This is a genomic window from Klebsiella sp. JN_Kp126 (assembly GCF_033843325.1).
GTDB lineage: Bacteria > Pseudomonadota > Gammaproteobacteria > Enterobacterales > Enterobacteriaceae > Klebsiella > Klebsiella michiganensis.
This window is the reverse complement of record NZ_JAWXQV010000051.1, coordinates 26,954-52,453: the sequence shown is the minus strand read 5'-3', so window position 1 is coordinate 52,453 and position 25,500 is coordinate 26,954. Positions and strand designations below refer to the sequence as shown.

The 25,500-nt window shown below is 56.1% G+C and carries 25 protein-coding genes; 11 read left to right on the top strand and 14 right to left on the bottom strand.

The genetic code is table 11. The annotated features are described in order from the left end of the window. Positions 1-10 precede the first annotated feature (10 nt). Both SIK97_RS10000 and prs read right to left on the bottom strand, forming a co-directional pair. Complete coding sequence (locus SIK97_RS10000; RefSeq protein ID WP_057173358.1) at positions 11-1,501, bottom strand: nicotinate phosphoribosyltransferase; 1,491 nt, start codon at positions 1,499-1,501, stop codon at positions 11-13. A 4-nt stretch (positions 1,502-1,505) separates the two neighbouring features. Then, positions 1,506-2,375 (bottom strand): ribose-phosphate diphosphokinase, encoded by an 870-nt coding sequence (prs, locus tag SIK97_RS09995; protein WP_032751532.1) that lies wholly within the window; start codon positions 2,373-2,375, stop codon positions 1,506-1,508. A gap of 196 nt (positions 2,376-2,571) precedes the next feature. Here prs and SIK97_RS09990 point away from each other — a divergent pair, with 196 nt between their 5' ends. From SIK97_RS09990 to SIK97_RS09975, 4 genes are all read left to right on the top strand, one after another. Then, a complete protein-coding gene (locus SIK97_RS09990) occupies positions 2,572-3,291 on the top strand; it encodes an NUDIX hydrolase (protein WP_014227046.1) in 720 nt (239 codons plus the stop codon). A gap of 144 nt (positions 3,292-3,435) precedes the next feature. Continuing rightward, positions 3,436-4,395, top strand: coding sequence for a hydrolase (locus SIK97_RS09985; RefSeq protein ID WP_231719137.1), 960 nt, complete (start codon positions 3,436-3,438; stop codon positions 4,393-4,395). Continuing rightward, positions 4,392-4,610: a YheU family protein gene (locus SIK97_RS09980; protein WP_004125965.1), complete on the top strand. Its 219-nt coding sequence runs from the start codon at positions 4,392-4,394 to the stop codon at positions 4,608-4,610. Before SIK97_RS09985 ends, SIK97_RS09980 begins: the two co-directional genes overlap by 4 nt. Before the next feature lie 35 nt (positions 4,611-4,645). Continuing rightward, on the top strand, positions 4,646-5,518 hold the full coding sequence (locus SIK97_RS09975; RefSeq protein WP_004854874.1) for a phosphoribulokinase: 873 nt from the start codon (positions 4,646-4,648) through the stop codon (positions 5,516-5,518). A 43-nt stretch (positions 5,519-5,561) separates the two neighbouring features. Here the strand turns inward: SIK97_RS09975 and SIK97_RS09970 are convergent, their stop codons facing one another. Next, the gene (locus SIK97_RS09970; RefSeq protein WP_004854875.1) at positions 5,562-5,966 is read right to left on the bottom strand and encodes an OsmC family protein; all 405 of its coding nucleotides are present in this window, start codon (positions 5,964-5,966) and stop codon (positions 5,562-5,564) included. 304 nt (positions 5,967-6,270) lie between these two features. Here SIK97_RS09970 and crp point away from each other — a divergent pair, with 304 nt between their 5' ends. Together crp and SIK97_RS09960 are read left to right on the top strand one after the other, a co-directional pair. Next, entirely contained in the window at positions 6,271-6,903 is a 633-nt protein-coding gene (gene crp / locus SIK97_RS09965; protein WP_000242758.1) for a cAMP-activated global transcriptional regulator CRP, read from the top strand. Positions 6,904-6,954: 51 nt separating this feature from the next. Continuing rightward, positions 6,955-9,033 carry a YccS/YhfK family putative transporter gene (locus SIK97_RS09960; RefSeq protein ID WP_014839675.1) on the top strand — a complete coding sequence of 693 codons (2,079 nt, stop codon included), beginning with the start codon at positions 6,955-6,957 and terminating at the stop codon, positions 9,031-9,033. Here SIK97_RS09960 and argD read toward each other — a convergent pair. From argD to ppiA, 5 genes are all read right to left on the bottom strand, one after another. Next, positions 9,023-10,243, bottom strand: coding sequence for a bifunctional acetylornithine/succinyldiaminopimelate transaminase (argD, locus tag SIK97_RS09955; RefSeq protein WP_014839676.1), 1,221 nt, complete (start codon positions 10,241-10,243; stop codon positions 9,023-9,025). The genes SIK97_RS09960 and argD overlap by 11 nt on opposite strands. A gap of 89 nt (positions 10,244-10,332) precedes the next feature. Next, a complete protein-coding gene (gene pabA / locus SIK97_RS09950; protein ID WP_014227049.1) occupies positions 10,333-10,896 on the bottom strand; it encodes an aminodeoxychorismate synthase component 2 in 564 nt (187 codons plus the stop codon). A gap of 31 nt (positions 10,897-10,927) precedes the next feature. Next, positions 10,928-11,530: a putative adenosine monophosphate-protein transferase Fic gene (locus tag SIK97_RS09945; RefSeq protein ID WP_009654847.1), complete on the bottom strand. Its 603-nt coding sequence runs from the start codon at positions 11,528-11,530 to the stop codon at positions 10,928-10,930. Continuing rightward, positions 11,520-11,687, bottom strand: a complete 168-nt coding sequence (locus SIK97_RS09940) for a YhfG family protein (RefSeq protein WP_004854887.1) — start codon at positions 11,685-11,687, stop codon at positions 11,520-11,522. The genes SIK97_RS09945 and SIK97_RS09940 overlap by 11 nt, the downstream gene beginning before the upstream one ends. Positions 11,688-11,795: 108 nt before the next feature. Then, the gene (gene ppiA / locus SIK97_RS09935) at positions 11,796-12,365 is read right to left on the bottom strand and encodes a peptidylprolyl isomerase A (RefSeq protein WP_004854889.1); all 570 of its coding nucleotides are present in this window, start codon (positions 12,363-12,365) and stop codon (positions 11,796-11,798) included. Between the two features lie 277 nt (positions 12,366-12,642). Here ppiA and tsgA point away from each other — a divergent pair, with 277 nt between their 5' ends. Next, positions 12,643-13,827 (top strand): MFS transporter TsgA, encoded by a 1,185-nt coding sequence (gene tsgA / locus SIK97_RS09930; protein ID WP_004854892.1) that lies wholly within the window; start codon positions 12,643-12,645, stop codon positions 13,825-13,827. On the opposite strand, the gene SIK97_RS09925 is transcribed toward tsgA, so the two are convergent. Next, entirely contained in the window at positions 13,824-15,146 is a 1,323-nt protein-coding gene (locus tag SIK97_RS09925; RefSeq protein ID WP_057173347.1) for a cytosine deaminase, read from the bottom strand. The two genes, tsgA and SIK97_RS09925, sit on opposite strands and share 4 nt — an antisense overlap. 240 nt (positions 15,147-15,386) lie before the next feature. Between SIK97_RS09925 and nirB the strand changes: the two genes are divergently transcribed. From nirB to cysG, 4 genes are all read left to right on the top strand, one after another. After that, positions 15,387-17,930: an NADPH-nitrite reductase large subunit gene (gene nirB, locus SIK97_RS09920; protein ID WP_057173348.1), complete on the top strand. Its 2,544-nt coding sequence runs from the start codon at positions 15,387-15,389 to the stop codon at positions 17,928-17,930. After that, complete coding sequence (gene nirD / locus SIK97_RS09915) at positions 17,927-18,253, top strand: nitrite reductase small subunit NirD (RefSeq protein ID WP_004854898.1); 327 nt, start codon at positions 17,927-17,929, stop codon at positions 18,251-18,253. The genes nirB and nirD overlap by 4 nt, the downstream gene beginning before the upstream one ends. A 136-nt stretch (positions 18,254-18,389) precedes the next feature. Further along, on the top strand, positions 18,390-19,196 hold the full coding sequence (nirC, locus tag SIK97_RS09910; RefSeq protein WP_032751537.1) for a nitrite transporter NirC: 807 nt from the start codon (positions 18,390-18,392) through the stop codon (positions 19,194-19,196). Positions 19,197-19,303: 107 nt separating this feature from the next. Next, positions 19,304-20,677 (top strand): siroheme synthase CysG, encoded by a 1,374-nt coding sequence (gene cysG, locus SIK97_RS09905; protein ID WP_004854905.1) that lies wholly within the window; start codon positions 19,304-19,306, stop codon positions 20,675-20,677. Positions 20,678-20,766: 89 nt separating this feature from the next. Here cysG and trpS read toward each other — a convergent pair whose 3' ends face one another. The 5 genes from trpS to damX all read right to left on the bottom strand — a co-directional run bounded on the left by trpS (position 20,767) and on the right by damX (position 25,419). Next, positions 20,767-21,771: a tryptophan--tRNA ligase gene (gene trpS / locus SIK97_RS09900; protein WP_004854910.1), complete on the bottom strand. Its 1,005-nt coding sequence runs from the start codon at positions 21,769-21,771 to the stop codon at positions 20,767-20,769. A 3-nt stretch (positions 21,772-21,774) separates the two neighbouring features. Continuing rightward, positions 21,775-22,524, bottom strand: coding sequence for a phosphoglycolate phosphatase (gene gph, locus SIK97_RS09895; protein WP_025107839.1), 750 nt, complete (start codon positions 22,522-22,524; stop codon positions 21,775-21,777). Then, complete coding sequence (gene rpe / locus SIK97_RS09890) at positions 22,517-23,194, bottom strand: ribulose-phosphate 3-epimerase (RefSeq protein WP_004126039.1); 678 nt, start codon at positions 23,192-23,194, stop codon at positions 22,517-22,519. The genes gph and rpe overlap by 8 nt, the downstream gene beginning before the upstream one ends. Positions 23,195-23,211: 17 nt before the next feature. Continuing rightward, complete coding sequence (gene dam / locus SIK97_RS09885; protein ID WP_025107840.1) at positions 23,212-24,039, bottom strand: adenine-specific DNA-methyltransferase; 828 nt, start codon at positions 24,037-24,039, stop codon at positions 23,212-23,214. Positions 24,040-24,117: 78 nt separating this feature from the next. Beyond that, on the bottom strand, positions 24,118-25,419 hold the full coding sequence (damX, locus tag SIK97_RS09880; RefSeq protein ID WP_032751538.1) for a cell division protein DamX: 1,302 nt from the start codon (positions 25,417-25,419) through the stop codon (positions 24,118-24,120). Positions 25,420-25,500: the final 81 nt, after the last annotated feature.

Genomic DNA, 25,500 nt, shown 5'->3' with positions numbered 1-25,500 from the left:
GCACCCTGGCTTAGCGCTGCGCCGCCAGCCGGGCGCGGATCTGCGACAGCGAGGCATAGCCGTACAGCTTGCCATCCAGAAAGCGCGTTTTTAACTCGCCCTGCTGCTCCTGTTCCAGCGTTTGCCCATCGTACAGCTGCAGTTTCCCCAAGGCGTCGCGTTCCACGCGCAGCAGACCACGCGCCGAACGTTTAAGACCATTATCGGTTTTCGGCTCCTTAAAGAGGGCTCTTCCCTCGCCGTTCACCTCCCCCCAGGTTGCCTTCATCGCGAAGCCGAAGGTATCGCGGGTGTTGTACTGGTAGGTAAATGAACCCACGCCGAACACCACGTTAGCGCTGGCAAAACCTTTCGCTTCCAGGCGACGCAGGATCTCATCCGCTCTGGCGAGAGTAATGGAATCGCCGTAAATCAGGCCAACATGCGGATCCAGCACCTTGTATCCTTTTTCGTTGATAGTGCCGCCAAAAATTTCCCACAGAACCTCCACGGAGCCTTTCTCCTCGGCGCTGCGCTCGCTGCGGGTGTCGTCGTCAGCTGCGGTTCCGCACAGAATCGCCACCGGATCGCCGCTGTCCGGACGGAATACCACGCGCCCCTGACGCTGCATAATTATTGCCTGCAGCTCGCGGGTGTATTCGGTCAGCACCTGCCAGTAGTCCCAGGTATCCGAGACGATAGAGACGAACCCCTGCGGGTGGACTTCGGTAATCAGCCGGCGAAAGGTTTCAATTTCCCGCTCGCGCTCGCCCATACACATCACGCTGTGTTCCGTAGCCGGAATGCTGGCGCCGATGAGCTCATCTTCACCGCGAGTGTAATAATCACGGGCATACAGCAGCGAAGGCAGGCTATCGGTCCCTTTGAAGCTGGCCAGATGTCCGCAGCCCGACTGCGCAGTGTCGTGCAGTCCGGACATCCCCCGAAACGAAAAGTCGTGACACTGGAAATCAAGGTGCGTCAGATCGCTACAGGTTTTCTCCGCCCAGCGTTCGCAAATCAGGCGATAGTGGTGGGCGATGGTCGCGTTGGTTGACGCTTTCCACAGCTCCGCCGAAAGCACCGTCTCCAGATAGTTCACCAGCCAGAAGAACTCAGGTTGCGTATTGGTGATGGTCAGCACCGGTACTTTCATCGGCACCTTGGTGCCTTCATCCAGCGCTTTGATATGCAGCGGTAAATAGCCAAGCCGATGCAGAGCGCGAATAGTCTCCACCCCAACCGTATCGCGCCCCAGATAGCCGTCCATCACCTGCTTATACTCATTCACGACCTCCTCTTCCGGGCGGGCGAAAAACGCCTCGTTAAACAGATCGACCAGGAACCACTGCAGAAAGCCCTGCAGGCCGAAAAACACCAGCTTGCCATCGGCCTGCGGCGACTGGAAAAAACGATCGCTGCGCGGGGTAAAGTTAGAGTAAACCTTCGTTGTCCCCTGCGGATACTGCACGCGATGGGAAACTTTATAACCATCAATGGCCAGAATCGGATTTAGTTTCATCATGTTATCCCCAATGTGCGCGGTAGATGGCGTCAATATCGATAAGCTCCAGCTGCGGATGAGCCAGGGCAGGAGAAGTCAAAGAGGTGGTGGCGTAAACGGCATCGATGCCGTTATTCAACAGATGCTCTACGCCTTTGGAAAAAATACCGTGGGTGACGTACAGACTCACGCTGCGGGCACCCGCCTCGCGCAGCACCTGCGCCGAGCCGATAAAGGTGCCGCCAGCGTCACAGAGGTCGTCAACAATAAGCACCGCTTTACCCGCGACATCACCCGCCAGCAGGGAAAAACCGCTTAACGCGCCGCTGGCAAGGTCACGCTCTTTACCGAGGATCGCGAACTCTCCGGCACCGCAGGCTTTAGCCACAGGATGAATCTTCTTTAGCGCACCGGCATCCGGCGCCACCAGCATCAGCTCCCCGGCAGCAATAGCCTGACGCAGACCGGCGCTCTGCAGAAGACAGTGCTGTTGAGCCACCGTGACCATGTTATTGACTGCCGCCGCTGCGGCATCGCTGTGCGGGTCAAGCACCACGACTTTGTCAAAGCCAAGGGTATTAAGCTGCCTGGCAAAGACCTTCAGCGCGAAGCTGTCTCCCGGTACCATATGACGATCCTGACGCGCCCACGGCAGCCACGGCAGTTCCAGATGGCTAAACGTCACGTCGGTAACATGACGCACGGCCTCCACCAGCTGCGCCAGCAGCATAAAATCGTTCATGTCGCGCAGAGCAACCGCCCGGATGCGCATCAGACGGGCGGAAGGCGGTAGTGGATCGGTCACCTTCAGCCACACAGCGCCATCGGGAAAGACGCCGCTGGCAAGCGTAAACGCTTCATCATCCAGTTCCAGGGTAAATTTTTCGCTCATGATGACCTCCGCTCATTAAATTGTGTCTCTAAGACACAATCAGTAATGTCCCTAAGACACATATTGTGCAAGCGTTAAATGTCATTTAAGCGGAGATGTGAATTAAGCAGTTGAAAAACAATAATAAAAATGTAGGCTTGCTGCTCAGGAAGGGGCTGGTACACTTGTCAGCGTTCTTTTCCGCTGCGAGCGCTCTATGACCAACGATGCCGAATACCTCAGCCAATACGATGCCAGCCGCTTTCCCTCGCCGCTGGTGACCGTCGATAGCGTCCTGTTTACCCTGCATGAAGGGGCGCTGTGCGTTCTGCTGGTTGAGCGCGCTAATCCACCGCAGCAGGGGGCGTGGGGGCTACCCGGCGGCTTTATCGATCTGGCGCACGATGATTCAACCCGCGCCACGGCGCTACGTAAGCTCACGGAAAAAACCGGGATTTCACCGTCATGGCTGGAGCAGCTCGACACCTTCTCCGGGCCGGATCGCGATCCGCGCGGCTGGAGCCTGACTATCGCCTGGTTTGCGTTAATCTCGTGGGTAGAGTGTCAGCCGCATATCGCCAGCGTCAGCGATGCCCGCTGGGTGCCGGTGGCGCAGCTGGATAGCTATTCGCTGGCTTTCGATCATCAAAAGATTATCGACGCCGGTCTGCATCGCTTACGCCAAAAAACGATGTACTCTTTACTGCCGGTTTACTGTCTGCCGGAGACCTTTACCCATGGTCAGCTGCTGGAAGCCACGGAAATCATCCTTGGTCAGCCGATTCAACGCAAAAGCCTGATTCGCCGCTTCGAAGCCTCCGGAATGTTTGAAGAGACCGGTGAAACAGCGGCAACCGGCGCGCGGAAAGCGCGGCTATGGCGGCGTAAACCCGGCGTCGATTTTCATCTCTTTTCACGTAACCTGCTGACCGATTAGCCGCAAGGCCACATATGGGCTAACCTGCGCACTTCATGCGCGGTATAGTATGTTATAAAGATTATTTATTGCTCTGGTGCTATGGTTGATATCACTCCTACAGAAATGACGCCCCCTGAAGACGACTCGCAGCAGTTTCATCCGATGCGCGGCGTAGGCAATCGTCATTTGCAAACCATGTTGCCGCGGCTAATCCGTCGCAAACTCCGCTTTACTCCCCACTGGCAGCGTCTGGAATTGCCGGACGGCGATTTTGTCGATCTGGCATGGAGTGAAGACCCTTCTCAGGCGCGCCATAAACCTCGTCTGGTGGTATTTCATGGCCTGGAGGGGAGCCTACACAGCCCTTACGCACACGGACTTATCCATGCGGCAATGCAGCGCGGCTGGCTGGGCGTGGTAATGCACTTTCGCGGCTGTAGCGGCGAACCCAACCGGAATAACCGCATCTACCACTCGGGCGAAACGGAAGACGGCTCCTGGTTTCTGCGCTGGCTCCAGCGCGAGTACGGCACGGTCCCCACCGCCGCGGTGGGATATTCGCTCGGGGGCAATATGCTGGGCTGCCTGCTGGCAAAAGAAGGCGACGCTATTCCCGTTGATGCCGCGGTTATCGTATCGGCGCCGTTTATGCTGGAAGCCTGTAGCTATCATATGGACAAAGGTTTCTCCCGCGTTTATCAGCGCTACCTGCTCAACCTGCTGAAAGCCAACGCCGCGCGTAAGCTAAAAGCCTATCCCGGCTCTCTGCCCGTCGATTTACGCCAGCTAAAAAGCATGCGCCGTATCCGCGAGTTTGACGATTGCATTACGGCCAGGATCCACGGTTTTGCCGATGCGCTGGACTACTATCGCCAGTGTAGCGCCATGCCGCGCCTGAGCGATATCACTAAGCCCACGCTGATTATTCACGCGAAGGACGATCCCTTTATGGATCACCACTCGATTCCCCCGCAGGAGCAGCTGCCGGCGAATGTCGAATATCAGCTCACGGAGCACGGCGGGCACGTTGGCTTCGTCGGCGGCACGCTGCGTAAGCCTGAAATGTGGCTTGAAAAACGCATCCCGGATTGGCTAACCCGTTGGCTAGGAGCGCAAATATGATCATTCCCTGGCAAGATCTCGATCCCGAAACGCTGGATAACCTGATCGAAAGTTTTGTATTACGTGAAGGCACCGATTATGGTGAACATGAACGTTCGCTGACGGATAAAGTCGCGGATGTTAAACAGCAGTTGAAAAGCGGAGAAGCCGTGCTGGTGTGGTCAGAACTGCACGAAACGGTGAATATCATGCCCCGCAAGCAGTTTCACGGCTAAGGCGGCACACACTATCGTTTACTCTGGGAGTTGTTATGTCTGCCAAACATCCGGTGATTGCCGTCACGGGCTCCAGCGGCGCGGGAACCACGACCACCAGCCTCGCCTTTCGCAAAATTTTCGCCCAGCTTAATCTGCACGCCGCCGAAGTTGAAGGCGATAGCTTTCACCGCTATACCCGTCCGGAAATGGACATGGCGATCCGTAAAGCGCGCGATCAGGGCAAACATATCAGCTACTTTGGCCCCGAGGCTAACGACTTCGGCCTGCTGGAACACACGTTCGCCGAATATGGGCAAAGCGGCAAAGGCCAGTCGCGCAAATATTTACATACCTATGACGAGGCCGTGCCGTGGAATCAGGTTCCGGGGACCTTCACGCCCTGGCAGCCGCTGCCGGAACCGACTGACGTCCTGTTTTATGAAGGCCTGCACGGCGGCGTTGTGACGCCGCAGCATAACGTAGCAAACCATGTCGACCTGCTGGTCGGCGTGGTGCCCATCGTCAATCTTGAGTGGATCCAGAAGCTTATCCGCGACACCAGCGAGCGCGGACACTCTCGTGAGGCGGTCATGGATTCCGTGGTCCGCTCGATGGAAGATTACATCAACTTTATCACCCCGCAGTTTTCACGCACCCACCTCAACTTTCAGCGCGTACCGACGGTGGATACGTCCAACCCGTTTGCGGCCAAAGCCATTCCTTCACTGGATGAAAGCTTTGTCGTTATCCATTTCCGTAATCTAAAAAATATCGATTTCCCCTGGCTCCTGGCGATGCTGCAGGGCTCGTTTATTTCGCATATGAATACCCTGGTGGTACCGGGCGGGAAAATGGGGCTGGCGATGGAACTGATTATGGCGCCGCTGGTTGAGCGGCTGATGGAAGGCAGGAAAATCAGCGAGTAGCCAGAACCCCGGTGGCGCGATTGCCGGCCGGGGCGCGTTCGGCTTACCCTTCGATCACTTCATAAGAGTGGGTAATGTTTACCGCTTTCTCAAGCATCAGCGCAACGGAACAATACTTTTCCGCCGACAGGTCGACCGCGCGAGACACGGCAGCGTCCTTCAGTTCTTTACCGGTCACGATAAAATGCAGATTGATATGGGTAAACAGACGCGGCGCCTCTTCGCGGCGCTCCGAGGTCAGCTTAACTTCGCAGTTGGTGACGTTCTGGCGGCCCTTCTGCAATATGGAAACCACATCAATCGCGCTGCATCCGCCTGCCGCCATCAGTACCATTTCCATTGGGCTAGGCGCTTTATCCCCGGAATTGCCGTCCATCAGAATCTGGTGACCAGAAGCCGACTCACCGATGAAGGTTAACCCTTCAACCCACTTCACTCGCGCTTGCATAAATTTAACTCCAGGGCTGTAATTTTCCTGACAGATTACGCGTACATAACAATTCTCGCAACGGAAGGCGACCTGGGTCATGCTGAAGCGAGACACCAGGAGACATGCGGCGAAAGCTATGCTAAAACAATCTGGATGCTACAGTAATACATTGATGTACTGCATGTATGCAGAGGAGTTCACATTACAGGCTGCAGAAAAATTTCAGCCGGATTCCCAGGTATAGGGATTCAATACGATTGCATGCCCGGATGCCGTGTAGTGTCGGCACCCGGAGATAGCTTATAACAGAGGATAACCGCGCATGGTGCTTGGCAAACCGCAAACAGACCCTACCCTTGAATGGTTCTTGTCTCATTGCCACATTCATAAGTACCCATCAAAGAGCACGCTGATCCACCAGGGTGAGAAAGCAGAAACGTTGTACTACATCGTTAAAGGCTCCGTGGCTGTACTCATCAAGGATGAAGAAGGTAAAGAGATGATCCTCTCTTACCTTAATCAGGGCGATTTCATCGGTGAATTAGGCTTGTTTGAAGAAGGCCAGGAGCGTAGCGCTTGGGTACGTGCGAAAACCGCATGTGAAGTGGCCGAAATCTCCTACAAAAAGTTCCGTCAGCTGATCCAGGTTAACCCGGACATCCTGATGCGTCTCTCTTCGCAGATGGCTCGTCGTCTGCAGGTCACGTCTGAGAAAGTCGGCAACCTCGCCTTCCTTGACGTTACCGGTCGTATCGCTCAGACGCTGCTGAACCTGGCTAAACAGCCGGATGCGATGACCCACCCGGACGGTATGCAAATTAAAATTACCCGCCAGGAAATTGGTCAGATCGTCGGATGCTCCCGCGAGACCGTTGGCCGCATCCTGAAAATGCTGGAAGATCAAAACCTGATCTCCGCGCACGGTAAAACTATCGTCGTCTACGGTACCCGTTAAGTCGGTAAAACGGCGTATTGCCTGACAATACGCCGTTTTTGTTTTCCCCTCATGTGGCGCAGGCTGATTTACCACCCGGAAGTCAACTATGCACTGCGGCAAACGCTGGTGTTGTGTCTGCCGGTTGCGATTGGGCTTCTGCTCGGTCATCTCCAGCAGGGGCTGCTGTTTTCTCTTGTTCCCGCCTGCTGCAACGTTGCCGGGCTGGATACGCCGCATAAACGCTTCTTTAAACGCCTGATTATCGGCGGCAGCCTGTTTGCCGGCTGTAGCCTGATCGTTCAGCTTCTTCTGCAGCGAGACATCCCTTTGCCGCTGATCCTCACGGGTCTGGCGCTCATCCTCGGCGTCACCGCCGAAATCAGCTCCCTGCACGCTCGGCTGCTGCCCGCCTCGCTTATCGCGGCTATTTTTACCCTCAGTCTCGCTGGCAATATGCCTATCTGGGAGCCGCTGTTAATCTACGCCATGGGCACCTTATGGTATGGCGTGTTTAACTGGTTCTGGTTTTGGCTGTGGCGCGAACAGCCGCTGCGTGAATCATTAAGCCTGCTCTACCGGGAGCTGGCCAACTACTGCGAGGCCAAATACAGTCTGCTTACCCAGCATACGGACCCCGCCACATCGCTGCCGCCGCTGCTCAACCGCCAGCAGAAGGTGGTGGATCTGATTACCCAGTGCTATCAGCAGATGCATATGCTGGCGGCTAACCAGCGCAGCGATCACAAACGCCTGCTGCGCGCTTTCCAGGTTGGACTGGACCTTCAGGAACATATTTCCGTCAGTCTTCATCAGCCGGAAGAGGTGCAGAAACTGGTGGAGCGCAGCCACGCGGAAGCGGTGATTCGCTGGAACGCGCAAACCGTTGCCGCCCGCCTGCGGGAGCTGGCGGACGATCTCCTCTACCACCGTTATCCTCAGCGCTTTCAGATGGATAAACAGATCGGCGCGCTGGAAAAAATCGCCTGGCAGCATCCGGATAATCCGGTTGGCCAGTTCTGCGCCTGGCACTTCAGCCGCATTGCCAGGGTTCTGCGCACCCAGCGCCCGCTATACGCGCGTAACCTGATGGCGGATAAAACCCGCCGCCTGCCGCTGCTGCCCGCGTTGAAAAACTATCTGTCGCTTAAGTCGCCGGCGTTACGAAACGCGGCGCGTATCAGCGTGATGCTGAGCGTCGCCAGCCTGATGGGCAGCGCGCTGCATCTGCCTAAGCCCTACTGGATCCTGATGACCGTGCTGTTCGTGACGCAAAACGGCTACGGCGCAACCCGGGTACGTATCGTCCATCGGGCTGCCGGAACCATTGCGGGACTGGTCATTGCCGGGCTCACGCTGCACTTTCACGTTCCTGAAGGCTATACGCTGACCGCGATGCTGTTCATCACGCTGTTAAGCTATCTGATTATCCGCAAGCACTACGGCTGGGCGATGGTCGGGTTTACGGTGACGGCGGTGTACACTCTGCAGCTGCTCACCCTGAACGGCGAGCAGTTTATCATCGCCAGGCTGATTGATACGCTGATTGGCTGTCTGATCGCCTTCGGCGGAATGGTCTGGCTATGGCCGCAGTGGCAAAGCGGGCTGCTGCGCAAAAATGCCCACGATGCGCTGGAAGCCGATCAGGAAGCGATCAGGCTGATCCTCAGCGACGATCATCAGGCCCCGGCGCTGGCCTACCAGCGCATGCGCGTTAATCAGGCGCATAACGCGCTGTTTAACTCGCTGAATCAGGCGATGCAGGAACCCGGCTTTAACTCGCACTATCTGGAAGACATGAAGCTGTGGGTGACCCACAGCCAGTTTATTGTCGAGCATATTAACGCGATGACCACTCTGGCGCGCGAGCACAATATGCTGACGCCGGATCTGGCGCAGCGTTATCTGGAATCCTGCGAGATTGCGCTCCAGCGCTGCCAGCAGCGGCTGGATTCCGACGGGCCGGGCAGCGCGGGGGATGTGAACATTATGGAGGCGCAGGATGCGGAGGTTCCTCGCGGCCCGCTCAGTACGATGGAGCAGCATTTGCAGCGCATCCTCGGGCATCTGAACACCATGCACACCATTTCATCGGTGGCATGGCGTCAGCGTCCGCATCATGGCATCTGGCTGCGCGCCACTAAGCGCTAAGCACCCGCTCAACCGCCAGGGCAAAGCGCGCCATGCCTTCAGCAATATCGCTATCATCAATCACCAGCGACGGTACGAAGCGCATCACGTCCGGTCCGGCATTGAGCACCATGACGCCCGCCTCTGCGGCGGCGTAGAGGAAATCGCGCGCCTTCCCGTGATACTGCGGCTTCAGCTCGGCGCCGATAAGCAGACCCATGCCGCGAATATCGCTGAACAGATCGAACCGCGCGTCAATGCGCTGAAGGTGCTCAACAAACAGCTCGCGCTTCGCGGTGACGCCGTCCAGCACTTCCGGCGTATTAATCAGATCGAAGGCTGCTCCGCCGACCGCGCAGGCCAGGGGGTTACCGCCGTAGGTTGAGCCGTGAGAACCGGCGTGGAAAGCGCTGGCGATATCATGGGTGGTCAGCATGGCGCTGATAGGGAAGCCTCCGCCAAGCGCCTTGGCGCTGGTCAGAATATCCGGCGTCACGCCGTAGTGCATATAGGCAAACAGCGAGCCTGTGCGCCCCATACCGCACTGTACTTCATCAAACACCAGCAGTGCCTGGTGCTGGTCGCAGAGATCGCGCAATCCTTGCAGGAATTCCGGCGTCGCCGCCGTCACTCCGCCTTCACCCTGAATCGGCTCGACCACCACCGCGCAGGTATGATCGTCCATCACGGCTTTCACCGCGTGTAAATCGTTAAACGGCACGTGAACGATATCGGCCGGTTTCGGCCCAAACCCGTCGGAATATTTCGGCTGACCGCCGACCGAGACGGTGAAAAGCGAGCGACCGTGAAACGCATTATGGAAAGCGATGATTTTGGTTTTGTACGGGCTATGGCGGGTCACGGTGTAATGGCGAGCCAGCTTGAAAGCCGTTTCGTTAGCTTCCGTACCGGAGTTCATAAACACGACGCGATCGGCAAAAGTCGCATCCACCAGCTTCCGCCCGAGTCGCAGGGCCGGTTCGTTGGTAAAAACGTTGCTGGTATGCCACAGCTTTTCACCCTGCTCATGCAGTGCCGCCACCAGCGCCGGATGGCAATGACCGAGCGCGGTCACGGCAATCCCACCGGCGAAATCAACGTACTCTTTACCCTGCTGATCCCATACCCGGCTTCCCTTACCCTTCACCGGAATAAATTCTGCCGGTGCATAAATCGGCAAAATGACCTCATCGAATGTAGCGCGGGTGATTGCCGGTTGTTCAGTTGCCATGTGGTGCCCATCCTTTACGTTATGCAGCAATGATTATGATAATCTAATCACAAAATATGCATAAAAAATCAACTTATGGCAACTACAAATCACCGATTGAGGAAGTTTGCCAGCAGCTGGTGGCCCTGCTCGCTGAGAATACTCTCCGGATGAAACTGCACGCCCTCGAGATCGAACACGCGGTGGCGAATGCCCATGATCTCTCCCTCTTCGCTGCGGGCGGTCACCTCAAAGCATTCAGGCAGCGTTAGCGGATCAATGAGCAGGGAGTGGTAGCGGGTCACCGTAAGCGGGTTATTCAGTCCAAGGAACACCCCTTGGCCGGTATGGCTGACGGGGGACGTTTTCCCGTGCATGACTTTGGCGGCTCGTACGATAGCGGCGCCGAAAACCTGGGCGATGGCCTGATGGCCGAGGCAAACGCCTAAGATCGGCGTTTGGCCGGAAAAATGGCGGATCGCCGCCAGTGAAATCCCCGACTCATCCGGCGTACAGGGGCCCGGCGAGATAACGATTTTCGCTGGCGCCAGGGAAATAATGTCCGCTAACGTCAGCTCGTCGTTACGCCTGACCAGCACTTCCGCCCCAAGTTCGCAGAAATACTGGTACAAATTCCAGGTGAAAGAATCGTAGTTATCGATAAGCAGGATCATAGCGGCTCCGGGAACAAAGAACCGCGCTATTCTACTCAGTTTCCGTCGCTTCGCTTACCACTTTGCGAAATATCGTCCGCAGTGGAGAAAGGTCGCCCATCGCTCCGCTCTGGTTGGCCTGGTTCCACGCATCGACCGCAATATCGCGCCAATCCAGCGTATAGCCCGCATGAATAGCCAGCTGCTCAAAGAAAATGCGTTGCGCCATGCCGTTACCGAGACGGAAAGGATGCAGGACGTTAATTTCGCAGTAGTAATGAGCAAGACGTTCAATGAATTTATCCTGCGCGAGACCCACCAGATAACCTTCCTCTTCAAGATCCTGAAGCAGCGCGTTCCCCTCTTTTTCGATATAGGCAAAATGGCAGAAACGGGTGTCGCCCTGATAGATATCAACTTCACGCAACTGCCCTGCCCAGTCGAAGACATCCTGATAGAGCTGGCGATGAATAGCGCAGAGATGAGGCAATCCCCGCACCAACGGCCCGAGTTCAATGGTTGCCGCGCGTAATGCGGTCAGCTCCCACGCCGCCTGCTCAAGTCGCTGAGCCTGGCGAATTCCCAGGCGGTTGCGCATCACCTTAAGACCGGGGTAGAGATAGGGGTCCCGCCCCTCGCCGAATTTATCGCTCATAGTGACTCCTTAACGCCGCAATGCGCGCCAGGGCTTCTTCGGGGGTAAGGGTTATCAGCGGAACATCGACGCCCTCCAGCCGTCGGCTGGCCTGAAAATTCACGTTACGTCGATCCTCCCAGAGACGGGATTTCTGTTTTTCGGTGAGCTTTTTCATTTAACACCTCCCTGACGCGTCCGCAGTTGCCACAAGTATAAGCGGCAAAAAACGATTTCGCAGGGAAGCGGGGGCTGCGCGGGTACGGGTTACCCGCGCAAAATAAAATTACGGCAGAACTTTTGCGGAAAGGATCACGATAGGTTTGGACGGTACATTCTGATACGGCCCAACGTTATGGGTCGGCACCTGAGAAATCTTATCCGCCACGTCCATACCTTTAACGACTTTACCAAACACCGCATAGCCAAAATCACGCTGGCCATGATCGAGGAAGGCGTTATCCGCAATATTGATAAAGAACTGGCTGGTGGCGCTGTCCTGATCGGCGGTACGCGCCATGGCGATGGTGCCACGCGTATTGCGCAGGCCGTTGTCGGCTTCGTTTTTAATCGGTGGATTAGGCTGTTTCTGCTGCATCTGCTCGTTAAAGCCGCCGCCCTGCACCATAAAGCCCGGGATCACCCGGTGAAAAGTGGTGTTGTTATAAAAGCCGCTGTTCACGTACTTGAGGAAGTTATCCACCGAGATCGGTGCTTTCTGGCTATTCAGCTCAAGCTCAATATTGCCCGCAGACGTGGTCAGCAACACATGGGGATCCCCTTTTGCCGCCATGGCCGGGGAGAATGCTGAAATGGCGAAAACGGCAGCCACCGCCGCGAGAGTTGATTTGAGCATGGAAATTCCTTAACGGAGCAGAATAAAAACCGAGTGCTTTGATTCTAAAGAGCCTTTGCATCCTGGGCCAGCCTTTTACCTAATTTTACTTAGCTGAAACAGTTGTAACGGTGGGCCTGGCGATCGGCCAAATAGATAAATGTGATATGAGTCACACTAAGAATTGCAAAAAGATATAAATTTCAGAATAAACGTTTGCTTGAATCACGCTAACGCATAAAATCTGTCCGCCCGGCGCAGAGTCAACGCGCTTTACATTTCTATTCACAGGCCAGTCATGACTAACAGCAATCGTATCAAGCTCACATGGATCAGCTTCTTCTCCTACGCCCTGACCGGCGCGTTGGTGATTGTCACCGGGATGGTGATGGGAAATATCGCAGATTATTTTCATCTGCCCGTTTCCAGTATGAGCAACACCTTTACTTTCCTTAATGCCGGTATCCTGATCTCTATCTTCCTGAACGCCTGGCTGATGGAAATTGTTCCGCTGAAAACCCAGCTGCGTTTTGGCTTTATCCTGATGGTTCTGGCCGTAGCGGGTTTAATGTTCAGCCACAGCCTGGCGCTGTTTTCCGCTTCGATGTTCGTGCTTGGCCTGGTCAGCGGGATTACCATGTCGATTGGTACCTTCCTGATCACCCATATGTATGAAGGCCGTCAGCGCGGAGCGCGTCTGCTGTTCACCGACTCCTTCTTCAGCATGGCGGGGATGATCTTCCCGATGCTGGCCGCTTATCTGCTGGCGCGCAGCATCGAATGGTACTGGGTTTATGCCTGCATCGGCCTGGTCTACGTCGCTATTTTCATTCTGACCTTCGGCTGCGAATTCCCGGTATTGGGCAAAAAAGCCCTGCAGGATAGCCAGCCGGTAGTGAAAGAGAAATGGGGTATCGGCGTGCTGTTCCTCTCCATCGCTGCGCTATGCTACATCCTCGGTCAGCTGGGCTTCATCTCCTGGGTGCCGGAATACGCCAAAGGCCTGGGCATGAGTCTTGGCGACGCGGGTAAACTGGTGAGCGATTTCTGGATGTCGTACATGATCGGCATGTGGTCTTTCAGCTTCATCCTGCGCTTCTTCGACCTGCAGCGTATTCTGACCGTGCTGGCGGGCGTAGCGACGGTACTGATGTATCTGTTTATCAACGGTTCGCCGGAGCATATGCCGTGGTTTATTCTGACCCTCGGCTTCTTCTCCAGCGCCATCTATACGTCGATCATCACCCTGGGTTCACAGCAAACCCGAGTGTCGTCGCCGAAGCTGGTGAACTTCATTCTGACCTGCGGCACCGTGGGTACTATGCTGACTTTCGTCGTGACCGGCCCTATCGTTGCCGCCAGCGGTCCGCTGGCAGCGCTGCATACCGCTAACGGCCTCTATGCCGTGGTGTTTGTGATGTGTCTGATCCTCGGCTTCGTCTCCCGCCACCGTCAGAACAACGCGGCAGCGGAATCGCACTAAGCCTCAGGCCCCTTTGTTCCGGCAAAGGGGCTATTTCGGGTAAAGAACAGCTCCTCCCCGCCCCGATCCATCTGAACCCAGGTTTGCGCCAGCTGCGTGGTGGCGATGACTCTCCCCTGGCGGATTGACCAACGCACCGGAACCTGACAACGCACGGCCTCAAACCCGTTTTCTGCGGGCAGAATCACCAGATTCGCCGTGTTCCCCGTCGCAATACCGTAATCGCTCAGGCCAAACGTGCGCGCGCTATTTTCCGTGACCAGCTTCAGTCCCTCGTTAATCTGCTGATAGCCCATCATCTGGCAAACGTGCAGACCCATGTGCAGCACCTGCAGCATATTGCCGGTCCCCAGCGGATACCAGGGGTCAAATACATCGTCATGGCCAAAGCAGACGTTAATGCCCGCCGCCATCAGCTCCTTCACGCGCGTGATACCGCGACGCTTCGGATAGTCGTCAAAGCGTCCCTGGAGGTGAATATTGACCAGCGGGTTAGCGACGAAGTTAATGCCAGAGAGCTTCAGCAAACGAAAAAGACGTGACGTATAGGCGCCATTGTAGGAGTGCATCGCGGTGGTATGGCTGGCGGTCACTTGCGGCCCTATCCCCTCTTTTAACGCCAGGGCCGCCACGGTTTCAACGAACCGCGACTGTTCATCATCAATTTCATCGCAGTGGATATCCAGAGGCCGCTGATACTTTTTCGCCAGACGGAAAGCGATGTGCAGGGATTCCACGCCATATTCGCGCGTAAATTCAAAATGCGGAATCGCGCCCACCACGTCGGCACCCAGACGCAGCGCCTCTTCCAGCAGGCCCTCACCATTGGGGTAGGATAAAATGCCCTCCAGGGGGAAGGCGACAATCTGCAGCTCTACCCACGGCGCGACCTCCTGCTTTACCTCGAGCATGGCTTTGAGCGCGGTCAGCATCGGATCGGAAACATCAACGTGGGTACGAACAAACTGGATACCGTTGGCGATCTGCCACTTCAGCGTCTTCCACGCGCGGGCTTTAACGTCCTCATGGCTCAATAAAGCCTTACGCTCCGCCCAACGCTCAATCCCTTCAAACAGCGTCCCGGACTGGTTCCAGTTCGGCTCTCCGGCGGTTTGGGTCGTATCAAGGTGGATATGCGGCTCAATAAAAGGGGGGATGGCCAGTCCGCCGCGGGCGTTCAGCACTTCAAAATTCTCTTTGCGCGCCTCCCCCATAGGGGTGATATCCCCGAAGCGCCCCTTGTCTATCGCTATCTGCCATAACCCTTCGCGATCGGGCAGACGAACGTTCTCAATTAACCAAAGCGGCGCTGCTGTCATATCGATGACTCCCGTAATTGTTGCTGAAGTTTTACTCAACCCGCCGTGGGTATCCGTTGCTAATTTTGTACATAAAAAAAGCAAAAAGGAAAAGCCAGCGTTTTCCGTTACTTATAAAAATACTGACAAATCATAAACATACCACTTAAGTAGTAGGTAAAGGTGTAATTGATTTGCATCAATAAGTGTCGCGGCTGAATCGTTAAGGTAGGCGGTAATATAAAAGAAATCGAGGCAAAAATGAGCAAAGTCAGACTCGCTATCATTGGTAATGGTATGGTCGGCCACCGCTTTATTGAGGACCTTCTTGATAAATCCGACGCCAGCCTGTTCGATATTACCGTCTTCTGTGAAGAACCCCGTATCGCCTACGACCGCGTGCACCTCTCCTCCTACTTCTCTCACCATACCGCCGAAGAACTCTCTTTGGTACGGGAAGGTTTCTACGAGAAGCACGGCGTTAAGGTGCTGGTCGGCGAACGCGCCATCACCATCAACCGCCAGGAGAAGGTTATTCACTCCAGCGCGGGCCGTACCGTTTTCTATGACAAGCTGATTATGGCAACCGGCTCCTATCCGTGGATCCCGCCGATAAAAGGTTCTGAAACTCAGGACTGCTTTGTTTATCGCACCATTGAAGACCTGAACGCGATTGAAGCCTGCGCCCGCCGCAGCAAGCGCGGCGCCGTCGTCGGCGGCGGTCTGTTAGGCCTCGAAGCCGCGGGCGCGCTAAAAAACCTCGGCGTTGAGACCCACGTGATTGAATTCGCCCCCATGCTGATGGCGGAACAGCTGGATCAGATGGGTGGCGAACAGCTGCGCCGTAAGATTGAAAGCATGGGCGTGCGGGTGCACACCAGCAAAAACACCAAAGAGATCGTTCAGGAAGGTACCGAAGCGCGTAAAACCATGCGTTTTGCCGACGGCAGCGAGCTGGAAGTCGACTTTATCGTCTTCTCTACCGGTATCCGCCCGCGCGATAAGCTGGCCACCCAGTGCGGTCTGGAAGTCGCTCCGCGCGGCGGCATCGTGATTAACGACGCCTGCCAGACCTCTGACCCGGATATCTACGCCATCGGTGAATGCGCCAGCTGGAACAACCGCGTTTACGGCCTGGTCGCCCCGGGCTACAAAATGGCTCAGGTTACCGTTGACCATATCCTCCAGACCGAAAACGCCTTTGAGGGCGCGGATCTTAGCGCCAAGCTGAAGCTGCTGGGCGTTGACGTCGGCGGCATTGGCGACGCTCACGGTCGTACGCCGGGCGCGCGCAGCTACGTTTACCTCGACGAAAGCAAAGAGGTCTACAAACGCCTTATCGTCAGCCCTGACAACAAGACCCTGCTCGGCGCGGTGCTGGTGGGCGATACCAGCGATTACGGCAACCTGCTGCAGCTGGTGCTGAACGCTATCGAACTGCCGGAAAACCCGGACTCGCTGATCCTCCCAGCGCACGCGGGCAGCGGTAAGCCGTCCATCGGCGTCGATAAACTGCCGGACAGCGCACAAATTTGCTCCTGCTTTGACGTCACCAAGGGCGCATTGATTGCCGCTATTAATAAAGGCTGCCACACGGTGGCGGCGCTGAAGGCGGAAACCAAAGCCGGTACCGGCTGCGGTGGCTGTATCCCGCTGGTGACTCAGGTGCTCAACGCCGAACTGGCGAAACAGGGCATCGAAGTCAACAATAACCTGTGCGAGCACTTTGCGTACTCCCGTCAGGAACTGTTCCACCTCATCCGGGTGGAAGGCATCAAAACCTTTGAAGAGCTGCTGGCGAAACACGGTAAAGGCTACGGCTGCGAAGTGTGTAAACCGACCGTGGGCTCGCTGCTGGCTTCCTGCTGGAACGAATATATCCTCAAGCCGCAGCATACCCCGCTGCAGGATACCAACGACAACTTCCTGGCCAACATCCAGAAAGACGGCACCTACTCCGTTATCCCGCGCTCTGCGGGCGGCGAAATCACGCCGGAAGGCCTGGTGGCCGTCGGCCGTATCGCCCGCGAATTTAATCTGTACACCAAGATCACCGGCTCTCAGCGTATCGGCCTGTTCGGCGCGCAAAAAGACGATCTGCCGGAAATCTGGCGTCAGTTGATCGACGCGGGCTTCGAAACCGGTCACGCGTATACCAAGGCGCTGCGGATGGCGAAAACCTGCGTAGGCAGCACCTGGTGCCGCTACGGCGTAGGCGACAGCGTGGGTTTCGGCGTCGAGCTGGAAAACCGCTACAAAGGCATTCGTACGCCGCATAAAATGAAGTTTGGCGTCTCCGGCTGTACCCGCGAATGTGCGGAAGCCCAGGGTAAAGACGTCGGCATCATCGCCACTGAGAAAGGCTGGAACCTTTACGTCTGCGGCAACGGCGGCATGAAGCCGCGCCACGCGGATCTGCTGGCAGCGGATCTTGACCGCGAAACGCTGATGAAATACCTCGACCGCTTCATGATGTTCTATATCCGTACCGCCGACAAACTGACCCGTACCGCGCCGTGGCTGGATAACCTGGAAGGCGGCATCGATTATCTGAAGTCGGTCATCATCGACGACAAGCTGGGCCTGAACGAACATCTGGAAGAAGAGATGGCCCGCCTGCGTGAAGCGGTAGTCTGCGAGTGGACGGAAACCGTTAACACCCCAGCGGCCCAGGTGCGCTTTAAACACTTCATCAACAGCGATAAGCGCGATCCGAACGTCCAGGTGGTCCCTGAGCGTGAACAGCATCGCCCGGCCGCGCCCTACGAACGTATCCCGGTAACTCTGGTGGAGGAAAACGCATGAGCCAGTGGAAAAACATCTGCAAACTCGATGACATCTTGCCGGAAACCGGCGTCTGCGCGCTGTTAGGCGACAAACAGGTGGCGATTTTCCGCCCCTATCACGGCGACCAGGTGTTTGCGATTAGCAATATCGACCCGTTCTTTGAATCCAGCGTCCTGTCTCGCGGCCTGATCGCCGAGCATCAGGGCGAACTGTGGGTGGCCAGTCCGCTGAAAAAGCAGCGCTTCCGCCTGCGCGACGGCCTGTGTATGGAAGATGAAAGCCATTCGGTGGCGCACTATGAAGCCCGAGTGAAAGACGGCGTCGTGCAGCTACGCGGTTAATCACTTTATGGGAGGCGCAACGCCTCCCTTTTTTTGCATTTTTTTCTTCAATTGATGGCACAACGTCATTTGTACTGCATCGCGAAGGCAGCTAACCAAGAGCCAGCGCAAGGGATGAGGTGCTAAAGGAACTCCTATGTTTACGGACACAATAAACAAGTGCGCGGCCAACGCCGGGCGCATTGCGCGCCTCTCGGCCAATCATCCACTCAGCTTCTGGGTCAGCGCCATGATGGCGGGCGCCTACGTCGGCCTCGGCATCATTCTTATATTCACCCTCGGCAACCTGCTCGACCCTGCCGTTCGCCCGCTGGTGATGGGCGCCACCTTTGGCATTGCGTTAACGCTGGTGATTATCGCCGGCTCTGAATTGTTCACTGGCCACACCATGTTCCTGACCCTGGGCGTGAAGGCGGGGACCATCAGCCAGGGGCAGATGTGGGCGATTCTGCCGCAAACCTGGATGGGTAACCTTGCGGGTTCCGTTTTCGTGGCGCTGCTGTATAGCTGGGGCGGCGGCAGCCTGCTGCCGGTCGATACCAGCCTCGTCCACACCGTCGCGCTGGCAAAAACCAGCCAATCCGCGATGGCGCTCTTTTTCAAAGGCGCACTGTGTAACTGGCTGGTGTGTCTGGCGATCTGGATGGCAATCCGTACCGAAGGCGCGGCAAAATTTATTGCTATCTGGTGGTGTCTGCTGGCGTTTATCGCGTCCGGCTATGAGCACTCCGTCGCGAATATGACGCTGTTCGCCCTCTCCTGGTTTGGCCATCATAGCGATGCCTACACGCTTGCGGGAATCGGTCACAATCTGTTATGGGTAACACTCGGCAATACTTTGTCCGGTGTCGTATTTATGGGATTGGGTTATTGGTATGCTACGCCGCAATCGGAGCGCCCCGCCCCGGAAAAAACTAACGAGACTAAGAGTCTGGCTCAGTAGACGTAATCGGTGCAGGCAGGTTGAACATTGCCCAGGTTCAACCTGATAAATAAGATAGCCTGATAGCCAGATTCTAAGGCTGCTGCCAATAATTAAGAGGGAATGTCGTGGACCATTTGCCTATATTTTGCCAATTACGCGATCGCGACTGCCTGTTAGTCGGCGGCGGCGATGTGGCTGAACGTAAAGCTCGCCTGTTACTGGACGCTGGCGCCAGATTAACGGTCAATGCCCTGGATTTTGTGCCGCAATTCCAGGTATGGGCCGATGCAAACATGCTGACCCTGGTTCAGGGCGAGTTTAATCCTGCTCTGCTGGATAACTGCTGGCTGGCCATTGCCGCAACCGACAACGAAGCGGTTAATCAACGAGTCAGCGCGTCAGCGGAAGAAAGGCGAATATTTTGTAACGTGGTCGACGCCCCTCAGCAGGCCAGCTTTATTATGCCGTCGATTATCGACCGCTCGCCGCTGATGGTGGCCGTCTCATCCGGCGGCACCTCGCCGGTTCTGGCGCGCCTGCTGCGCGAAAAGCTGGAATCAGTTTTACCGCTGCATTTAGGCCAGCTGGCCCACTACGCAGGTCAGCTGCGCTCAAGAGTAAAGAAACAGTTTGCCACCGTCGGCGAGCGCCGACGCTTTTGGGAGAAACTGTTTGTTAACGACAGGCTGGCGCAGTCGCTGGCCAACGAGGACCGCCAGGCCGTCGCTGACGCCACGGAGCAGCTGCTGACCGAGCCGCTGGATCATCGCGGTGAAGTGGTACTGGTGGGCGCCGGCCCCGGCGACGCCGGACTGCTGACCCTCAAAGGCCTGCAGCAAATACAGCAGGCCGATGTCGTGGTTTATGACCGCCTGGTCTCCGACGATATCATGAATCTGGTGCGCCGCGATGCCGACCGGGTCTTCGTGGGTAAACGCTCGGGCTACCACTGCGTACCGCAGGAAGAGATTAACCAGATTCTGCTGCGCGAAGCCCAGGGGGGGAAACGCGTTGTACGACTGAAAGGCGGCGATCCGTTTATCTTTGGCCGCGGCGGCGAAGAGCTGGAAACCTTGTGCCATGCCGGTATTCCGTTCTCCGTTGTACCGGGAATTACCGCGGCCTCAGGCTGTTCCGCCTACTCGGGCATTCCCCTGACCCACCGGGATTTTGCCCAGGGCGTGCGCCTGGTTACCGGCCACCTCAAGACCGGCGGCGAGCTGGACTGGGAAAACCTGGCGGTTGAAAAGCAAACCCTGGTGTTTTATATGGGCCTGAACCAGGCCCCGGCGATCCGGGAAAAACTGATTGCCCACGGCATGGCGGCGGATATGCCCGCAGCCATCGTTGAAAACGGAACGGCGATAACGCAGAAGGTTGTCACCGGCACGTTAGAGCAATTGGATATTCTGGCCCAGCAAATGGCCAGCCCGGCGCTAATTATTGTCGGCCGCGTGGTCGGCCTGCGCGATAAGCTAAACTGGTTCTCCAACCATTAATGAGGCTGATGTAGCTCAAAACCGCTCACAAATTAAAAAGCCGGATGCATTGCACCCGGCTTTTTATTGCGCTGAGACCAGCAAATTGCTCAGGGCTTAGCGACGAAACCAATCGCTTCGTAAACCGCTTTCAGGGTAACGGAAGCGCGAGCGCTGGCTTTCTCCGCACCCTCTTTCATGACCTGATTGAGGAATGCTTCATCACCGCGGAATCGGTGATAGCGCTCCTGCAGTTCGGTCAGCATGCCGGAAACGGCTTCAGCCACTTCGCCCTTCAGGTGACCGTACATTTTGCCTTCAAAATGCTGCTCCAGCTCTGGAATGCTCTGGCCGGTAACGGCAGAGAGGATATCCAGCAGGTTGGAGACGCCCGCTTTGTTCTGGATGTCGTAGCGAACAACCGGCGGCTCGTCGGAGTCGGTGACCGCGCGTTTGATCTTCTTCACCACCGATTTCGGGTCTTCCAGCAGGCCGATAACGTTGTTGCGGTTATCATCTGACTTGGACATCTTTTTAGTCGGCTCCAGCAGCGACATCACGCGCGCGCCGGATTTTGGAATAAACGGTTCCGGCACTTTAAACACGTCGCCGTAGATAGCGTTGAAACGCTGGGCGACATCGCGGCTCAGCTCCAGGTGCTGTTTCTGGTCTTCGCCAACCGGGACCTGGTTAGTCTGATACAGCAGAATGTCGGCAGCCATCAGTACCGGATAGTCAAACAGACCGGCGTTAATGTTTTCCGCATAGCGCGATGACTTGTCTTTAAACTGGGTCATACGGCTCAGTTCGCCGAAATAGGTGTAGCAGTTCAGCGCCCAGCCGAGCTGCGCGTGCTCCGGCACGTGGGACTGAACGAAGATGGTGCTTTTTTGCGGGTCGATACCGCACGCCAGATACAGTGCCAGCGTGTCCAGCGTGGCCTTACGCAGCTGCTGCGGGTCCTGACGAACGGTAATCGCGTGCTGGTCAACGATGCAGTAAATGCAGTGGTAATCGTCCTGCATGTTTACCCACTGACGCAGCGCACCCATATAGTTGCCAATGGTCAATTCACCGGAGGGCTGTGCGCCACTAAAAACGATGGGCTTAGTCATTTTTTATTCCTGAGTTTCACTGTACGGTAGCCCGAAAGCGGGCAAGAGTTCATTAAATTGGTCAAAGATATAATCCGGCTCGCTCAGCGAAATCGGCTCGCCGTAGTTGTAGCCGTAGGTCAGGCCGATCGAGCTGCAGCCCGCGGCCTTCGCGGCCTGAATATCGTTGCGCGAGTCGCCAACGAACAGCAGATCCGCGGGTGCCAGCCCCAGTTTCTCCGCGACCAGAAGCAGCGGTTCCGGGTGCGGTTTTTTGTTTTTTACATCATCGCCGCCGATAACAACGGTAAAATATTTCGCGATATCCAGCGACGCCAGAATCGGCGCGACAAACGGCGTCGGTTTATTGGTTACCAGCGCCAGCGGCAGACCCTTTGCGTGCAGCGCGCCCAGCGTATCGGCAACGGCGGGAAACAAAAAGCTCCCCTCTTCCGCCACTTCGCCATAGTAGCGATCGAACAGCTTGCGCAAAATGGCCTGCTGTTCAGCCTGCGGGATATCGTCATGATCGACGGAAGGTTTACCCTGCGCCGCTCTCAGCGCCGCGCGCTCCTGACGGGCCCAGGTCAGAGCCCGCTGGATCAGAACGTCAGCGCCGTTGCCAATCCAGGTCACGACGCGCTCTTCGCCCGCCATCGGCAGTTCCAGCGCATACAGGGCGTTATCAACGGCAGCGGTCAATCCCGGCGCGCTGTCTACCAGCGTCCCGTCGAGATCGAACGCCACGCCGCGAATATTTTGTAACTTATCCATGGCTAACCTTTGCTAATTCGCTACGCATTTGATCGACCACTTTTTTGTAGTCAGGCTGATCGAAAATGGCCGATCCGGCAACAAACATATCCGCACCGGCTGCGGCAATCTCAGCGATATTGCTGACTTTTACGCCGCCGTCGACTTCCAGACGGATGTCGTAGCCAGATTCATCAATGCGACGACGAACTTCACGCAGTTTTTCCAGGGTGTGCGGAATAAAAGACTGACCGCCAAAGCCTGGGTTGACGGACATCAGCAGGATGACATCCAGCTTATCCATCACGTAGTCGAGGTAGCTCAGGGAAGTGGCCGGGTTAAACACCAGACCGGCTTTACAGCCGTGCTCTTTGATAAGCTGCAGCGTGCGGTCAACGTGTTCAGAAGCTTCCGGATGGAAAGTAATGATGCTGGCGCCCGCGGCGGCAAAATCAGGAACGATGCGGTCAACGGGCTTGACCATCAAATGCACATCAATCGGCGCGGTGATACCGTAATTTCGCAGTGATTTAAGCACCATCGGACCAATGGTCAGATTCGGCACGTAGTGGTTGTCCATCACGTCAAAGTGCACAACATCCGCACCCGCAGCCAACGCATTGGCGGTATCCTCGCCCAGACGGGCAAAATCAGCCGACAGAATCGAAGGGGCAATCAAATACTGCTTCATCCGCATCTCCTTGAAATTTATTTGGTCTTGGGCGGACGGTACAGAGCCAGAAGCTCGTCCACCTTCTTACGTGTACCACCGTTGCTGCTGATGCTGCGTCGAACCTTCACAATATGCGTCTCAGCGGCGTTTTTGTACCACTCCTCAGTGAGCGGCGTGCGATGGTTTGAAATCAGCACTGGAATGCGCTTTTTCATCAGCGATTCCGCCTTTTTGGCCAGCAGCTCCTGCTGCTCCTGGCTAAAGCTATTCGTATGATAAGCCGTAAAATTCGCCGTTGATGACAGCGGCGCATAGGGCGGATCGCAGTAAACAACGGAGCGATTATCTGCCCGCTTCATGCACTCTTCATAAGATTCACAATGAAACTCTGCATGCTGCGCCTTCTCCGCGAAATGATACAGCTCAGCTTCGGGAAAATAGGGCTTCTTATAGCGACCAAACGGCACGTTAAACTCACCGCGCAGATTGTAGCGACACAGGCCATTGTAGCCATGACGATTCAGATACAGGAACAGCACCGCGCGACGCAGCGGCTCCTGACTCTGGTTGAACTCATCACGGAACCGATAATACTGCTCTGCGACGTTGTTCTCTGGCGTAAACATCTCACGCGCCGCCGTAACATAGTCATCGGTACGCAGCTTGACGATGTTATACAGACTAATCAAATCACTATTGATATCAGCGAGGATATAACGAGAAAAGTCGGTATTCAGAAATACCGACCCGGCGCCCACAAAAGGCTCAATCAAGCAGTCGCCCTGCGGCAAATGCTTCTTAATATCGTCAAGCAGGGGGTATTTACCCCCTGCCCATTTCAGAAAAGCGCGATTCTTTTTCATGCTGCCTAACTAATTACACATTCTCCGGCTGTGGAGAAAGCTCCGACAGCATCCTGCGCTTCAGACTACACTGCGGCATTATTTCAGGTCAGACTGAACCTGATGCAGCGGTTTTGCCCACGGATTTTTTGCCTGTACATCTGCTGGCAGCGTAGCAACAGCACGTTTCGCTTCATCTTTCGAAGCGTAGATGCCGCTCACCAGGACATACCAGGGCTGACCGTTACGCGTAGTCTCATAGACAACATATTTTTCCAGCTTCTCTTTCTTCGCCCAACTGTTGAGGTTGTTGTAGTTAGAAGAGCTGCTGAGCTGCAGCGTGTAATGACCAGACGGCGCAGATTTCATCGAACTGACGTCACCCGCACTTTTACCCGCAGCGGCCGTAGCAGCCGGAGCGGCAGCGGCAGTTACTGCTGGCGCGGTGGTCGCGGTCGCAGCAGGCGCGGTAGTCGCGGCTGGTTTGGCCTGGGCAGTTGCGGCAGGCTTAGTCGGCTGCGCGGCTGCCGGCGCCGTGGTCGCGACGTTTTCGACACGCTTAGGCTGGACCGCTGCCGGCTTCGGCTGGGTCGGCGCTTTCGCCGTGGCCTGCGGTTTCGGTTCGATAACCGTATGCTTACGCTCCGCCGGGCGCGGTGTCGCCGCCGTCTGACGCTCTGTCGTCGCCTGGCGCGGGGCCGCGGTGCCATTGCGCACTGGCGCAACGGTGGCTGGTTCAGTTGGCAGAGTAGAATTCGCGACCGCGCTATCAATCTGACCCTGCTGCTGGGTCAGCGCATTGTTCAGATCGCCCTGAACCTCAACGCGCTGCTGGCCTTGGGGTTCAGCCGTCGCCTGACCTTGAGTCGGGTTAGACGCGATAGGCGGCAGAGAAACATCCTGCGGCTGCGCGTTGTTTGCCGCTGATGAATCCTGAGCAGCAGGCTGGGTATTATTATTGTCCTGCTCGCCGGACAGGTTGATGCTCTTCTCGCCGGAAGCCGTTTGCTCGCTGGATGAGGATGGTGATTTCAGCGCGGAACCCACGCCAACGATCAGCAGCAGCAGAACGAGGATCCCCACGCCCATCATGATGTACTGACGGGAAGCCGGTTTCGCAGGCGCCTTCTTACGCTTACGAGGACGACGCTCAACCTGACGCTCTTCGTCATCGTCTTCGTCAGACTCTACTTCTTCTTCGTACTCTTCATACTGTTCTTCATCGCGCTCACGGCGTGCTTTGCTGCCGCGCGTCGGGCGACCATCGTCAGCATCATCAAGTTCGACATCATCAAAATTGATTTGCGGATCGGCATCACGCTCTGAAGACTGACGAGAACGACCAGTACGACGATCGCTGCGATCGGCTTTCATATCGTCTTCTGGTTTTAATTCATCCATTTAACACCCCACTAAAAGGCTTATGCTCACGACTATTGCACGTCACCCGAAATGATAACGCCGCGCGAACGCGGCCAGACC

Excerpts from the sequence above, each read along its gene's own strand:
- SIK97_RS10000 (WP_057173358.1), bottom strand. The coding sequence starts at position 1,501 with ATGAAACTAAATCCGATTCTGGCCATTGATGGTTATAAAGTTTCCCAT.
- prs (WP_032751532.1), bottom strand. The coding sequence starts at position 2,375 with ATGAGCGAAAAATTTACCCTGGAACTGGATGATGAAGCGTTTACGCTT.
- SIK97_RS09990 (WP_014227046.1), top strand. The coding sequence starts at position 2,572 with ATGACCAACGATGCCGAATACCTCAGCCAATACGATGCCAGCCGCTTT.
- SIK97_RS09985 (WP_231719137.1), top strand. The coding sequence starts at position 3,436 with ATGCGCGGCGTAGGCAATCGTCATTTGCAAACCATGTTGCCGCGGCTA.
- SIK97_RS09980 (WP_004125965.1), top strand. The coding sequence starts at position 4,392 with ATGATCATTCCCTGGCAAGATCTCGATCCCGAAACGCTGGATAACCTG.
- SIK97_RS09975 (WP_004854874.1), top strand. The coding sequence starts at position 4,646 with ATGTCTGCCAAACATCCGGTGATTGCCGTCACGGGCTCCAGCGGCGCG.
- SIK97_RS09970 (WP_004854875.1), bottom strand. The coding sequence starts at position 5,966 with ATGCAAGCGCGAGTGAAGTGGGTTGAAGGGTTAACCTTCATCGGTGAG.
- crp (WP_000242758.1), top strand. The coding sequence starts at position 6,271 with ATGGTGCTTGGCAAACCGCAAACAGACCCTACCCTTGAATGGTTCTTG.
- SIK97_RS09960 (WP_014839675.1), top strand. The coding sequence starts at position 6,955 with ATGTGGCGCAGGCTGATTTACCACCCGGAAGTCAACTATGCACTGCGG.
- argD (WP_014839676.1), bottom strand. The coding sequence starts at position 10,243 with ATGGCAACTGAACAACCGGCAATCACCCGCGCTACATTCGATGAGGTC.
- pabA (WP_014227049.1), bottom strand. The coding sequence starts at position 10,896 with ATGATCCTGCTTATCGATAACTACGATTCTTTCACCTGGAATTTGTAC.
- SIK97_RS09945 (WP_009654847.1), bottom strand. The coding sequence starts at position 11,530 with ATGAGCGATAAATTCGGCGAGGGGCGGGACCCCTATCTCTACCCCGGT.
- SIK97_RS09940 (WP_004854887.1), bottom strand. The coding sequence starts at position 11,687 with ATGAAAAAGCTCACCGAAAAACAGAAATCCCGTCTCTGGGAGGATCGA.
- ppiA (WP_004854889.1), bottom strand. The coding sequence starts at position 12,365 with ATGCTCAAATCAACTCTCGCGGCGGTGGCTGCCGTTTTCGCCATTTCA.
- tsgA (WP_004854892.1), top strand. The coding sequence starts at position 12,643 with ATGACTAACAGCAATCGTATCAAGCTCACATGGATCAGCTTCTTCTCC.
- SIK97_RS09925 (WP_057173347.1), bottom strand. The coding sequence starts at position 15,146 with ATGACAGCAGCGCCGCTTTGGTTAATTGAGAACGTTCGTCTGCCCGAT.
- nirB (WP_057173348.1), top strand. The coding sequence starts at position 15,387 with ATGAGCAAAGTCAGACTCGCTATCATTGGTAATGGTATGGTCGGCCAC.
- nirD (WP_004854898.1), top strand. The coding sequence starts at position 17,927 with ATGAGCCAGTGGAAAAACATCTGCAAACTCGATGACATCTTGCCGGAA.
- nirC (WP_032751537.1), top strand. The coding sequence starts at position 18,390 with ATGTTTACGGACACAATAAACAAGTGCGCGGCCAACGCCGGGCGCATT.
- trpS (WP_004854910.1), bottom strand. The coding sequence starts at position 21,771 with ATGACTAAGCCCATCGTTTTTAGTGGCGCACAGCCCTCCGGTGAATTG.
- gph (WP_025107839.1), bottom strand. The coding sequence starts at position 22,524 with ATGGATAAGTTACAAAATATTCGCGGCGTGGCGTTCGATCTCGACGGG.
- rpe (WP_004126039.1), bottom strand. The coding sequence starts at position 23,194 with ATGAAGCAGTATTTGATTGCCCCTTCGATTCTGTCGGCTGATTTTGCC.
- dam (WP_025107840.1), bottom strand. The coding sequence starts at position 24,039 with ATGAAAAAGAATCGCGCTTTTCTGAAATGGGCAGGGGGTAAATACCCC.
- damX (WP_032751538.1), bottom strand. The coding sequence starts at position 25,419 with ATGGATGAATTAAAACCAGAAGACGATATGAAAGCCGATCGCAGCGAT.